The following is a 12,898-nucleotide window of genomic DNA, read 5'->3' as shown; positions in this document are numbered from 1 at the left end:
AACCGTGGGCCGGGCATGGGAACCGCGCGACGCGTTTGTTCGGCCTCGCTGGGACTCGCTTCTGCCCCAAAGCGCGCTAAGCTCTCGTCAGATGAGAACAGGAGAGGCTGATGAGACCCATTCAGGCAATCGCCGCAACAGCGCTGGTTATCGGATTGTACGCGTGCGCCACACCGCCAGCGCAGGATGAGGCGCAAGCAGACGCCACCGCCAAGGTCACGCAGAAGAAAGTGGTCCGGATATCCATAGAAAAGGATGCCGAGGCGACTCCGCCGGGACCGGGCGACCGGATGATTACCGGGCGGGACCTTGGCACGCGCTCCTCTGTGGTGGCCCCGAATGGCGCGGCCGCCACAGCCCATCCCCTCGCCACGCAGACGGCGCTTGATGTGCTGAAAGCCGGCGGATCAGCCGTGGATGCGGCCATTGCCGCAAATGCGATGCTGGGTCTTGTTGAGCCGACCGGAAACGGCATTGGCGGCGACCTGTTCGCGATTGTCTGGGACCCAGAAACCGAGCAGCTCTACGGCTACAATGGCTCCGGGCGGTCACCGAAGGGCGCAACGCTGGCCGACATGCAGGCCAAGGCCGATGAATTCATGCAAGGCGAGGAGATCCCGCCCTTCGGCGCTGCGCCGGTGACCGTGCCCGGCACAGTGGATGGCTGGTACGCACTGCATGGCAAATTCGGCAAGCGGCCGATGAACATGAACCTCGAACCGGTCATCCAGTACGCCCGTAACGGCGCGCCCATCCCGGAAGTCATCGCCTATTATTGGGGCCGCAATGCCACGCGCCTGCAGGAAGCGGCTGACAGCGGCATGCTGGAAGAGTTCGACAATGCGACGGCGACCTATTTCTCGCCCGCCCCGAAAGAAGGCAGCCTGTTCCGCAATCCGGACCTTGCCGACACGCTGGAGCGGATAGCCTATAAAGGCCGCGACGAATTCTATTCCGGCGAAACCGCCCACATCATGGGCGACTATTTCGAGCGGATCGGCGGCTTTCTGACCTATGAGGATTTTGCTGCCCATACCGGCGAATGGGTCGAGCCAATCTGTGTGACCTATCGCGCGGACTACAAGATCTGCGAATTGCCGCCGAACACGCAGGGCATCGCGGCACTGCAGATGTTACAAATGCTGGAACGATTTGACCTGCGCGGGATGGGCTTCGGGTCGGCGGATTCGATCATGGCGCAGGTGGAGGCGAAGCGGCTGGCGTTTGTCAGCAGGGCTTTTGGCTACGCTGATCCCGACTTCGTGGAAGATGGCAGCGAAGCTGCCGAGCTATTCATTGATAAAAAGCTGTCGGATCGTTTGAGCACTCATATCAACTTGAATGAGGTTTTGCCCAATCCCGTCACTACGGTTGGAGAGGAAATGAATAGCTACGCCCAAGAAGGATTAGCTGATTTGAAATCAATGCTGAATTCGAAACCTGCCGACGCCAAACTCGAAGACGGCGACACGACCTATCTCACCGTCACCGACAAGGACGGCATGATGGTGTCCCTTATCCAGTCGAACTATCGCGGCATGGGCTCGGGCCTCGTCGCGGATGGGCTTGGCTTCATGTTCCAGGATCGCGGCCAGTTGTTCAGCCTCGACCCGGCCCATCCAAACGTCTTCGAGCCCGGCAAGCGGCCCTTCCATACGATCATCCCTGCTTTCGCCTTCAAGAAGGACATGCCGGGCTGCCAGGTGCGGGCCGTGCCAATCGAACAGGCCTGCCCGTTCGAACCCTGGCTGAGCTTCGGCCTGATGGGCGGCGGCATGCAGCCGCAGGGCCATGTGCAAGTCATCCTGAACCTCGTCGATTTCGACATGGGGCTTCAGGAGGCGGGCGATGCCGCGCGTTGGGAACATGTTGGCGGCTGCGAGCCGACGGATGATCTCAATGGCGATGCCTGTGAAACCGATATGGGCGTCGTGCATCTGGAGAGCGGCATCCCGCCTGAAACCCGCGCCGAACTGGAAGCGCGCGGCCATGCGGTGGAGTGCTGCCAGGCCAATGCGGGCGGCTATCAGGCGATCATGCGCGACTTCGAAACCGGCACCTGGATCGCCGCCACCGAAATGCGCAAGGATGGCAGCGCGGATGGGTACTAGCCGTCTCGCTCCTCTCCCACTAGGGAGAGGGGCATGACGACGAAATTTGCACCTGAAGCCCCCGCCAATTGTCCGCTATGCCCGCGCCTTGTGGCGTATCGGGAAGAGGTCGCCGTGAAAGAGCCGGACTGGTTCAATGGCGCCGTGCCGAGTTTCGGGCCGGAGGATGCCGAATTGCTGATCATCGGCCTTGCGCCGGGCGTCACCGGGGCGAACCGGACAGGCCGGCCATTCACCGGCGACTGGGCCGGGGACCTGCTCTACGCAACCATCGACAAGTTCGGCTATTCAACCGGCACCTATGATGCGCGGCCGGATGATGGATTGAAGCTGAAACGCGCCATGATCACCAATGCCGTGCGCTGTGTGCCTCCGCAGAACAAGCCGGTCGGCGCCGAGATCAATCAGTGCCGGCCCTTCCTGTCGGCGCGTATCGCGGCGCTGCCAAAGCTGAAGGCGATGATCTGCCTCGGCAAGATTTCCCATGATTCCACGGTGCGGACGCTGGGCCTGAAACTGAAGGATTACCCTTTCGGTCACGGCACGCATTACGATGTGGCGTTCGAAGGCCGCTCGCTCGCGCTGATCTCGTCCTATCATTGCAGCCGTTACAACACGAATACAGGCCGCCTGACGGCAGAGATGTTCGAGGATGTGTTCGCAATGGCGAAGGGTGTGACCGATCCGGCCTGAGGGAGTTGCCATCGCCGCACTTTCCGTTTATCGATAATATCGTTATTCGATAAAGGATCATCCGATGCCCAGATATGCCGCTCCGCTGCTTACATGCGTTTTCGCATTGGTTTTTCTCGGCACCGGTGTCGCCCATGCCGCAAAGCTCGAAGTTGACCCGGACGCGCCGCTCTGGATCAGGCTCGCCACGGACGCCCTGCTTTATGCCCATATTGGTGGCGGCGCGGTGGGGCTCGTATCCGGCGTCGCAGCGATTGCCGCACGCAAAGGCCGGGCCTTGCACCGCCTTGCGGGGAAAGTCTTCTTCGTGTCGATGTTCATCACCTATCTGATCGGCGCGGGCGTTGCGCCGTTCCTTGAGGAGGGCCAGCGACCGAACTTCGTGGCCGGCATCCTGGCCTTGTACCTGCTCATCACGGCTCTGGTCACAGTTCGCCAGCGCGGGCCTGTCCAAGCCAACTGGCGGCATTATGTGGGACTGGCGATGGCGCTCAGCATCACGCTGATGGGCGTGGTGTTCATGCATATGGGCGCGAACAGCCCAAGCGGCACCGTAGATGGCTCGCCGCCCCAGGCCTTCATCCTGTTCATTGTCGCTGGCAGCATTGCCGCGTTCGGCGAATTGAACGTGATCCTGCGACAGGCGCTGTCCTACACGGCGCGCATTTCCCGCCACCTCTGGCGCATGTGTTTCTCAATGTTCATCGCATCCGGCTCACTTTTTCTGGGGCAGCCGCAAGTATTTCCCGACGGCTTCAATCAGACCGCCTGGCCCTTCCTACTGGCGTTTGCGCCCTTGATCGCCTTGATTGTCTGGCAGGGCCTGCTGAGGCTTCGCGGCGGGAAACTTCGTGCTGCCTGGGCAGCATTCCTCACCCCTCTTTCAGGATCCGCGCCTTCTGTCTCTGCCAGTCGCGTTTGGCTTCGACTTCGCGCTTGTCATGGCTCTTGCGGCCGGTCGCGAGGCCGATAAGGAGTTTGGCGAGACCGCGCTCGTTGAAATAGAGTTTCAGCGGCACAATCGTGCGCCCGGCCCGGTCGACCGACTGGGAGAGTTTCGCCAGTTCGCGCTTTGACACGAGCAGTTTCCGCTTGCGCTTCGGCTCATGATTGAACCGGTTGGCGGCATTGTAGATCGGGATGTCCGCATTGATCAGGTAGAGACCGCCATCCTCGGGGCTGACATAGGCTTCGGCGATATTGGCCTTGCCCTGGCGCAGGGATTTCACCTCTGACCCGACCAGCATGATGCCAGCCTCCAGCGTATCCTCGACCGCATAATCGCGGCGGGAGCGGCGGTTTTCCGCGACCAGCCCATCCGAGCGGCCCTTTGTCTGACTCTTCTTTGCCATCGCCCTGATTTAGGCGTTCAGACCCGCAAGCGCCATGGCCTGATCGATTTCGGCCCGCTTTTCTGCAGATGGCGTCGTGATCGGCAGGCGGACCTCATCGGTGCAAAGCCCCAGTTTCGACAGGGCATATTTCGCCGGCCCCGGCGAGGGCGAGCAGAACATGGCCTTGTGCAGCGCGATCAGCTTGCGCTCTATCGCGCGGGCCTCATCAAGATTTCCAGCGTGGAAAGCTGTGTGCATGGCGGCGCAGGCTTCCGGCATGACGTTCGCGGTGACCGAGATGCAACCCATGCCCCCCATGGCAAGGTGGCCGAGCGCGCTCGGGTCATCGCCCGACAGCTGAACAAATTGGGTGCCTTCAGGGATCGACGCGGCATGCTGACTAACGCGGTCCATATCGCCGGTCGCATCCTTGATGCCGACAATGTTCGGCAATTGGGCGAGGCGTGCGACGGTATCCGGTGCAAGATCGACCACGGTGCGGCCCGGCACATTGTAAAGCAGGACCGGAAGCGCAACCGAGTCGTTGATCGCGCGGAAATGGGCCTCAAGGCCTTCCTGGTTGGGATTGTTGTAATAGGGGCAAACCACCAGCGCGGCGTCAGCGCCGACGGCCTTGGCGTGCTCGACCAGTTCGATCGCCTCGTCTGTGGCATTGGCCCCGGCCCCGGCAATCACGGGCACGCGACCTTTGGTAATTTCAACACAAAGCGTTACGACATCCTTATGCTCTTGGGTGGAGAGTGTGGACGTCTCGCCTGTTGTGCCGACCGGCACGAGCGCGCTGGAACCGCCAACAATCTGGCGCTCTACCAGCGCCGCAAAAGCGTCCCGGTCAACGGCACCATTCTTGAAAGGTGTGACGAGAGCTGGGATTGAGCCATGGAACATCGTAAATTTGCCGCGATTCAGGTGTTGTTTGTCTTGATCGAGTATGAATCGCCAATGCCTTCTCACGCTTTGGCCAAGAAATAAACTCTGCAGAGACGTTTCATGATGCGACCCGTTGCCATTTTTGCCTCTCTTGCCGTGCTGTCCCAGGCTGCTGCCGCCGCTGGCGTGCCGGAATCCCCAAGTCTGAAACCCGACCGACCCTATACGTCTTCCGTAACGGATGCCCGCAATGCGGAAATCCTGCACAAGGCACTCCGCGCGGCTGACCGCTATGACTGGCCGACTGTGGCGCATCTGCAAACTCAGGCCTCTGATGCCGACGTGCGGAACCTCATTATGTGGATCCGCGCCAGCCGCGGCGTTCCGGGCATGAATTTCTTGGAAGTCTCGTTCGCGCTGGACAAGCTGCAAGACTGGCCGAAAACGACCTCCATGCGCCGCCGCGCCGAAGAAATCATTGGCGAATCGTCTTTCAGCCATAAGGAACGCATCGACTGGCTGACCGAGTCGGGTCCGATTACCGGAGCTGGCAAGATCGCGCTGGCCGATAGCTGGCGTGCGATTGGTGAACCCGGCAAGGCGCTGGAAGCCGTGCGTGACGCCTGGCACAATAATTCCCTCGAACGCGACGTCGAGCGCGAAGTCCTGTCCACTTATGGCAAACAGCTGACCCAGGATGATCACCGCGCCCGTGTCGAGTTCCTGCTATGGACCAACCAGCGCACGGCTGCATCGAAGCTCAAATACCTGCTCACGTCTGACTATCGTAAACTGGTCGACGCCCGCATCGCACTCGCTGCGCGGTCGCGCAATGTTGATGCATTGGTCAATGTCGTCCCCGCCAACTTGCAGGACAATCCCGGCCTGCTCTACGAGCGCGCCAAATGGCGCCGCCAGAAACTGCGCAACCAGGATGTGGCGACCCCATTGCTAACGGGCATCGACGGGAATGACATTCCGGAAGCTGGCCGCTCGCGCCTGTGGGACGAACGCAACATCGCGATCCGGACAGACCTGAAGGACGGCAACTGGAGCCGCGCCTACCAGCTGGCCTCACCGCATGGCATGGAAAGCGGCGGCGACTTCGCCGAGGCCGAATGGGTGTCTGGGTGGATCGCCCTGCGCCTGAAGAATGATGCGGATCGCAGCCTGCAGCATTTCGAGACCATGTCTGACGGCGTCTCAACACCGATCAGCCTTGCACGCGGCAAGTATTGGGCTGGTCGCGCCCGCGATGCGCTTGGCCAACCGGATGCCGCACGGACAGACTACACGGCAGCAGCTGAGCACAAGTTCACCTATTACGGACAACTTGCCGCCGAGCGTCTGGACGACAAGAAGCTCGCCTTCCCGAAGACCTCAGAGCCGACTGCAGAAGAGATTTCGGCCTTCGAGGACAAGCCAATGGTTCAGGCCCTGCGCCTGCTTGGCGAGAGCGGTGAGGAACGCCTGTTCCGTGAATTCGCCTATCACATGGACGACCTGCTTGAGACCGAGTCCGAATATCTGCTGCTCGCCCGCATTGCTACGGAGTATCAGGTGCCGGATGTCGGGGTTCGTGGTGCCAAGGCCGGTCTTGCCAAAGGCATTGTCTCTACCGATGCCGCCTACCCGGTGGTTGCCTATCCGCTTCTGCGCGAGCCACAGGTAGAGCGGCCGCTAATGCTGGCCCTGTCTCGGCAGGAAAGCGAAATGAACCCGAACGCGATCAGCCATGTCGGCGCACGCGGCCTGATGCAGTTCATGCCGGCCACCGCTCGTAACGAAGCGCGGCTACGCGGCCTGCCTTACCGCACTTCCTGGCTGACCGATGATCCGGGCTATAACATGACCCTAGGCGGCCAGCATCTGGACACGCTGCTATCGCGCTTCAATGGCAGCTACATCATGACAGCCGCCGCCTATAATGCGGGCCCGAGCCGACCGCGCCAGTGGATCCAGGATTATGGCGATCCCCGCACTGGTCAGGTCGATCCGATTGACTGGGTGGAATTCATTCCATTCTCGGAAACCCGCAATTACGTCCAGCGCGTCCTTGAGAACACTCAGGTCTACCGTCACCGCCTCAGCGGAGAGCCGATTGATATCGAGATTGAGGAAGATCTCGACCGTGGGCGGGAATAGGACCTACCGCGCCGGAACGTGCGCTGCAATGAGCTGAGGCCCGTCCGCAGCAAACGCCCGCTCAAGCGCAAGATCGAACTCTTCCGCATTCGTGGCGTTGACTGCGGGTACACCCTGCGCCTCTGACAGCTTCACCCAATCGATCTCCGGATGGCCGAGGCCAAGCAGTTCCTGCGCGGCAGGTCCCGGATTGCCGGCGCCTGTCCGCGCCAGTTCTATATTCAGGATACGGTAGGAATGGTTGACGAAGACCACGTTGACCACGTTCGCGCCTTCGCGCGCCATGCTCCAAAGTGCCTGATTGGTATACATGCCCGCACCGTCGCCGGTGATGCAGAGCGTCTTGCGGGCCGGTGCAGCGAGCGATGCCCCCAACGCGAGCGGCATGCCCTGCCCGATCGCGCCGCCCGTCAGCATCATCCAGTCATGCGGCCGGGCGCGCTGGGTCATCAGGAAGCTAGGCAGGCCATTGGAGACGCCATCATCCGAGACGAAACTGCCTTCCGGCATGTGGCGAGCAATGGATGCGCCAATCGTAGCAGCATTGAGAGCGCCCGTCGGTGCGCCCGGCAGGTCCAGCTCAGCCATCGGGGCGGCTTCCTTGGCGCCGAGCGCATCGGCGAGCGCTTCAAGGATCGCGGCGCTGTCGGTGTCCGGTCCGCCCATCATCATGGGCACGCAGCCTTCCGGCACGAGCACGCTCGGCTTGCCCGGATAAGCGAAGAAGGCCACCGGCACCTGCGTGCCTGCAATCAACATCAGGTCTGAGCCTTCGAGGTCCGACATGGCGCCTTCGGCGAAGTATTGCATCCGGTCTGGAATGAACCGGCCTGCCCCGCGCGCCTGTCGCGCGAAGAAGGTGTCGGTCAGCACACGTACGCCAGCGGCTTTCACCCGGGCCGCTTGAGCAAGCCCCGCTTCGGTCAGCGCGGTTCCGTTGATGATGATGATCGGTTTGCTGGCCGATTTGACGGCGGCAGCGGCGACATCAATCGCAATCGGATCAGGCTGGCGCAGGGATGGCCGGGCGCGCGTTGCGCCGGGCTTCCCGCCTTCGAGCCAGGCGGTATCGGCCGGAAGGATCAGGGAGACCGGGCCGGGTTCGGGTCCAAAGCTCGCCTCCCATGCCTGCGCGGCCAGATCGCCGGCTTGCCCGACTTTGTCGGCGGATTTGATCCAGCGCGAGTTCGGACCGGCCATGCCGATGACGTCAGAGGCCAGCGGCGCGTCGTAGCGCTGGTGCGGCACGGCATGGTCCCCGATCACATTGATCATTGGCGTCCAGGCCCGGCGGGCATTGTGAATGTTTGCGCCGCCATTGAGATATCCCGCACCGAGATGCAGCAACGTCATGGCCGGCGTTCCGGTCACGCGCGCATGGCCGTCGGCGGCGCCCGTCGCAACGCCCTCGAACAGGCAGAGCGTCGACTTGATGCGCGGCTCATGATCGAGCGCGGTGACAAGATGCATTTCTGATGTACCGGGATTGGCGAAGCACGCCGTCACGCCATGATCGGCCAGCGTGGATACGAGCGCTTCGGCGCCGGTCATGGACTGGGTTGGCTGGTCTGTCATCCGGATTCCCTTCGAGATTCTTGTTCGTGTTCGGTGTCGTGCACTACAGGATGAGCAAATTCGCTGGCGTCTCGCTAGATTCGGCAAACAGCGTGTCGACCTGATCCTGCCTGAGGTCCTGCGTGCGCGATTGGTTGATGTAGCCCTTCTCGGTAATCTCACCATTGTCTGCCAACGGAGGATAAGTCTGAAGCAATACTCGCGCGACGCGAGCGGAAACATTCGGATGCGTCTTGTTGTGCAGGGCGAGGCCTTCGCGGATTTTCTCATGTATGGCTGGGTGCGCGACCAATTGGTCAAGAGGCAGATCCTCCCCCACCAGCCGGCGGCACCACGCCTCGTTCAGGAAACCGAGGAGACGGACATCATTCTTGTTGAGGCCGCAGACCACAGCGTCTGACAGCGCGCCACCCGTCGCAGCCACGGCCTGCACGCGCACGGTGCCTGCCGAAACCCAGGTCCCGTTGGCGAGCTTGAACTCTTCGGCCGTGCGTCCATCAAAAGCGAGCCCCCGTTCGGGATTGTCGGGATCGACGAATTTCACCGCGTCGCCGAGCTTGTAGAAGCCTTCCTCGTCGAAAGCTTCAGCGGTCTTGGCTTCGTTGCGGAAATAGCCGGGCGTAACGTTTACCCCTTTAACCCGCAGCTCCATCTTTTCGGCGTTCGGCACCATCTTGAATGTGTTGCCTGGCAGCGGCAGGCCGATCAGACCCATCCGGTCATTCGGCCAATGCACATTCGAGGCAGTTGGGGCGGTCTCAGTTGCGCCATAGCCTGCCGACAATGATATCCGTTCGCCAGTGATGCGCACGGCGACCGCCTGAATGCGCTCATAGATATCCTGCCCCATGGACGCGCCACCATAGGCCATGCAAACGAGCCGCTTGAAGAATACCTCAGCCAACTGATCATCGCGCTCAAGCTCGGTCGCGAGCGCGGCCCATGCCGCCGGCACGGTCGTGTGCTGGGTGGTGGAGACCTCTTTCAGGTTGCGCAACATTTCCGGAAGTCGTGCCGGCGTCGGCGCGCCTTGGTCGATGTAGAGCGTGCCGCCCCAATCCAGCATGTTGTGCAGGATCGAATGCGCGCCATAAGTATGGCTCCATGGCAGGAAATTGCACATCACCTGCGTGCCGCCCGTGAGTTCATCCAGACGATCTTCATCCCAGATCGAGCGGATCATCCTGGCATTGGAGGCGACCATGCCGTGGAGATTGATGACCGCCTTGGGTTCACCTGTGGACCCAGACGTCATCATGTATTTTGCCACTGTGTCCGGCGTGAGACGGGCATAGGCTTCATCCACCGCCAAAGTCGGCGACCGCATGAATTGTTCGAAACGTACCGCATCGTAACGCTCCGGCGCGTTGCCGCTATAAATGACGAGGCGACCTTCGATATCCAGCCCATCCAGCGCGCGCTGATAGTCCGTCCCATCCTCGACATAGATGAATTTCGGCTGGGTCAGGTCATCAATATACTTGAGGCGGCCAAGGTCTTCGCTGAGCAGCGCATAGGCCGGTGTGACGGGCACGGCCGGGCTGCCCGCCCACATGGCGGCATACATGATCAGGGCATTGGCAATGGAGTTCTTCGACAGGATCATCAGCGGCGCGTCCGGTCCGGCGCCGGCGTCGAGGAAGCCTTGCGCGAGCCGGCGCACGGTATCGAGTCCCACCGCATACGTGATCGTGTTCCAGCCTTCGGCACCCGGATTTTCCGGATCGCGCTCGGCGAGCCATACTGTGTCCGGCCGATGCTCGGCCCAATGGACAAGCGCTGCCAGCATATGTGGCGGGCAAGCTTTCAGAGGCTGGCCGTTGTCGAGGTAGATCGTGCCGTCGGGTCGCCGATCGATCTCCAGCTTTAGCGGCAGATAGGGTACTTCCCTAAAGGGCAGGTCCGACGTGTCAGGCATGGTGTGCGCGTTTCTTCCCGTGTATTTTTTGTTCTTTCCGGCTCATTCAAAGCCGCTTGTGGGAATATGGATCACTTCTCCGCAGTGCTTGCAATGCACGGCATCGCGTTCGTGAAGCCGCAGGCCGCATTCCTCGCATTCCTGTTCCACCTTGTCGCGCGGCTCGATAATGGTGCGAATGAGCTGCAGGAAGAGGGTCAAACCCAGCACCATCACTATTATCGACAGAAGTCGTCCGCCAGGACCAACCATCAGAACATCGCCATAACCAGTTGTGGTCAGGCTCGTGACCGTGAAATAGAGCGCGTCTATATAGGTGCGGATGCCGTCATTAATGCCGACCTGGGTCGAATAGACGACCGCAGCCATGATGAAGACGAACACAGCCAAGTTGGTCACCTTGTCGATGATCCGCTCATGCCGCTGAAAGAAGGGGGTGATCACCTTCACTCGCTTGATAAAGGTGAACGCGCGAATGGCCCTGACCGCACGGAGCACGCGCAGGAAGGCGAAATTCGAAACCAGCAGCGGCGCAAACATGGTGATCACGACGACAAGATCCGCAATATTGATGGGCCGGACCACGAAATTCCAGCGGTGCCGCGCGATATAGAACCGCGCCAACAGGTCGGCGAGGATCACACTTCCAATCACGTAATCGACAGCGATGTGCGTGCGGTCCCGCTGGTCAAAGGGCGCCCAGAGGAAATAGCCGATGGTAACGAAATCGAACGCCAGCATGGCCCAGCGAAACAGGAACGGCCATTTGCCCGTACCCTCATACAGCCAGAACAAAGCCCGGTTCAGCCCCTTGCGTTCGTGCTTCAACCGGCAGGCTCCAACGTTTCGTTGAAGCGGACCGGCTGACCACCGCCCTTTTTCACGATCTCGCCGTCGCGCACGACGAAGCCGCCGCGGATAATGGTCGCCACCGGCCAGCCGGTTGCTTCGAAGCCATCATAAGGTGTCCAGCCACACTTGGACTTCGACCAGTCTTCCGTGATGGTCTCTTTCCGCTTCAGGTCCACCACCGTGAAGTCGGCATGATAGCCCTCGGCGATACGGCCCTTGTCAGTGAGACCAAAAACGCGCTGCGGGCCAGCGCTGGTCAGTTCGACGAAACGCTGAAGGCTAAGCTTGCCATTGTTCACATGGGTCAGCATGACCGGCACCATGGTCTGCACGCCCGGCATGCCAGACGGCGACGTGGGATAGGGCCGCTGCTTTTCCTCGCGCGTATGCGGGGCGTGGTCCGTGGCCAGCACGTCAACAATACCCGCATTCAGCGCGCGCCACAGCGCATCCTGATGGCGCTGTTCGCGCACAGGCGGGTTCTGCTGGGCAAAGCCCTTGAGGCGTTCATAACAATCCGGTGCAGCGAGGGTGAGGTGATTGGGCAGCACTTCGACACTGGCCAGATCCTTTGCATCGCGCAGCAGCTCCATCTCTTCGGCGGTCGAGATATGCAGCACATGGATGCGCTTGCCGGTCTTGCGAGCGAGACGCAGCAGGCGTCGAGTCGAACTGACGGCCGCCTCGACATCGCGCACAACAATATGGCTCTGCCAGTCACCGGGCACGGCCAGGCCGCGCCGTGCTTCGAGGCGGTATTCGTCTTCGGAGTGGAAGGCCGCGCGGCGCTTGATCGCGCGCAGAACAGCTTCGACACCTTCATCATCCTTGATGAGCAAGTCGCCCGTCGAGGCGCCCATGAAGACCTTCACCCCGCAGCAGCCAAGCATCTTTTCCATCTCGGGCAGCAGGTCGATATTCTCATGCGTCGCGCCCGCATAGAACGCATGGTCGGTATCCATCCGCCCCTTGGCGCGGGCCAGCTTGTCGGTCAGGGCCTCGGGCGTGGTTGTTGAGGGATTGGTGTTTGGCATCTCAAACACGGCAACGACGCCGCCAAGCGCGGCCGAGCGCGCTTCTGTTTCTAGGTCGGCCTTGTACTCCAGACCCGGCTCGCGGAAGTGGACCTGGCTGTCGATGACGCCCGGCAATATGTGGAGCCCGGTCGCGTCATAGACTTCTCCAGCATCCACGCCAGTCAGATTGCCAATATGCGCGATACGCTCGCCGATCACGCCGACATCGGTTTGGGTCATACCGCCGGGTGAAACGACGGTGCCGCCTTTAAGGATCAGATCATAGGTCATGACAGATGGGGTGTGACTCCGGAGGGGCTAAGTCAAGGGTGGTTTTTCGGTACAGGCAAATGGCGACACTCC

At 61.1% G+C, this 12,898-nt stretch carries 10 protein-coding genes; 4 read left to right on the top strand and 6 right to left on the bottom strand.

The genetic code is table 11. The features are described 5' to 3' along the window. Positions 1-110: 110 nt before the first annotated feature. The 3 genes from B2P82_RS02350 to B2P82_RS02340 all read left to right on the top strand — a co-directional run bounded on the left by B2P82_RS02350 (position 111) and on the right by B2P82_RS02340 (position 3,777). Positions 111-2,111, top strand: a complete 2,001-nt coding sequence (locus B2P82_RS02350; RefSeq protein WP_290494877.1) for a gamma-glutamyltransferase family protein — start codon at positions 111-113, stop codon at positions 2,109-2,111. Positions 2,112-2,144: 33 nt separating this feature from the next. Beyond that, complete coding sequence (locus B2P82_RS02345; RefSeq protein WP_290494875.1) at positions 2,145-2,804, top strand: uracil-DNA glycosylase; 660 nt, start codon at positions 2,145-2,147, stop codon at positions 2,802-2,804. Positions 2,805-2,868: 64 nt separating this feature from the next. Next, the gene (locus tag B2P82_RS02340; protein WP_290494873.1) at positions 2,869-3,777 is read left to right on the top strand and encodes a DUF2306 domain-containing protein; all 909 of its coding nucleotides are present in this window, start codon (positions 2,869-2,871) and stop codon (positions 3,775-3,777) included. Here the strand turns inward: B2P82_RS02340 and smpB are convergent. Both smpB and dapA read right to left on the bottom strand, forming a co-directional pair. Then, positions 3,677-4,156, bottom strand: coding sequence for an SsrA-binding protein SmpB (gene smpB / locus B2P82_RS02335; RefSeq protein ID WP_035552979.1), 480 nt, complete (start codon positions 4,154-4,156; stop codon positions 3,677-3,679). The genes B2P82_RS02340 and smpB overlap by 101 nt on opposite strands. Before the next feature lie 9 nt (positions 4,157-4,165). Continuing rightward, on the bottom strand, positions 4,166-5,047 hold the full coding sequence (gene dapA / locus B2P82_RS02330) for a 4-hydroxy-tetrahydrodipicolinate synthase (RefSeq protein ID WP_290494869.1): 882 nt from the start codon (positions 5,045-5,047) through the stop codon (positions 4,166-4,168). A 102-nt stretch (positions 5,048-5,149) separates the two neighbouring features. On the opposite strand from dapA, the gene B2P82_RS02325 reads away from it, so the two are divergent. Further along, positions 5,150-7,174 (top strand): lytic transglycosylase domain-containing protein, encoded by a 2,025-nt coding sequence (locus B2P82_RS02325; protein ID WP_290494867.1) that lies wholly within the window; start codon positions 5,150-5,152, stop codon positions 7,172-7,174. A 3-nt stretch (positions 7,175-7,177) separates the two neighbouring features. On the opposite strand, the gene B2P82_RS02320 is transcribed toward B2P82_RS02325, so the two are convergent. From B2P82_RS02320 to B2P82_RS02305, 4 genes are all read right to left on the bottom strand, one after another. Then, positions 7,178-8,725, bottom strand: coding sequence for an acetolactate synthase large subunit (locus tag B2P82_RS02320; RefSeq protein WP_349679719.1), 1,548 nt, complete (start codon positions 8,723-8,725; stop codon positions 7,178-7,180). A 67-nt stretch (positions 8,726-8,792) separates the two neighbouring features. Continuing rightward, positions 8,793-10,667: a feruloyl-CoA synthase gene (locus tag B2P82_RS02315; protein WP_290494865.1), complete on the bottom strand. Its 1,875-nt coding sequence runs from the start codon at positions 10,665-10,667 to the stop codon at positions 8,793-8,795. Positions 10,668-10,709: 42 nt separating this feature from the next. After that, a complete protein-coding gene (locus B2P82_RS02310; RefSeq protein ID WP_242517493.1) occupies positions 10,710-11,495 on the bottom strand; it encodes a potassium channel family protein in 786 nt (261 codons plus the stop codon). After that, positions 11,492-12,826, bottom strand: a complete 1,335-nt coding sequence (locus B2P82_RS02305; RefSeq protein WP_290494863.1) for a dihydroorotase — start codon at positions 12,824-12,826, stop codon at positions 11,492-11,494. The genes B2P82_RS02310 and B2P82_RS02305 overlap by 4 nt, the downstream gene beginning before the upstream one ends. Positions 12,827-12,898 lie beyond the last annotated feature (72 nt).

The organism is Hyphomonas sp. UBA4494, from assembly GCF_002388935.1.
Lineage (GTDB): Bacteria > Pseudomonadota > Alphaproteobacteria > Caulobacterales > Hyphomonadaceae > Hyphomonas.
Note: the sequence above shows the minus strand (reverse complement) of the source record. Positions and strands in the feature narration are given on the sequence as shown.

What these genes read in the sequence shown, in the direction of transcription:
- B2P82_RS02345 (WP_290494875.1), top strand. Translation starts at nt 2,145, where the DNA reads ATGACGACGAAATTTGCACCTGAAGCCCCCGCCAATTGTCCGCTATGC.
- B2P82_RS02315 (WP_290494865.1), bottom strand. Translation starts at nt 10,667, where the DNA reads ATGCCTGACACGTCGGACCTGCCCTTTAGGGAAGTACCCTATCTGCCG.
- smpB (WP_035552979.1), bottom strand. Translation starts at nt 4,156, where the DNA reads ATGGCAAAGAAGAGTCAGACAAAGGGCCGCTCGGATGGGCTGGTCGCG.
- B2P82_RS02350 (WP_290494877.1), top strand. Translation starts at nt 111, where the DNA reads ATGAGACCCATTCAGGCAATCGCCGCAACAGCGCTGGTTATCGGATTG.
- dapA (WP_290494869.1), bottom strand. Translation starts at nt 5,047, where the DNA reads ATGTTCCATGGCTCAATCCCAGCTCTCGTCACACCTTTCAAGAATGGT.
- B2P82_RS02305 (WP_290494863.1), bottom strand. Translation starts at nt 12,826, where the DNA reads ATGACCTATGATCTGATCCTTAAAGGCGGCACCGTCGTTTCACCCGGC.
- B2P82_RS02325 (WP_290494867.1), top strand. Translation starts at nt 5,150, where the DNA reads ATGATGCGACCCGTTGCCATTTTTGCCTCTCTTGCCGTGCTGTCCCAG.
- B2P82_RS02320 (WP_349679719.1), bottom strand. Translation starts at nt 8,725, where the DNA reads ATGACCGGCGCCGAAGCGCTCGTATCCACGCTGGCCGATCATGGCGTG.
- B2P82_RS02340 (WP_290494873.1), top strand. Translation starts at nt 2,869, where the DNA reads ATGCCCAGATATGCCGCTCCGCTGCTTACATGCGTTTTCGCATTGGTT.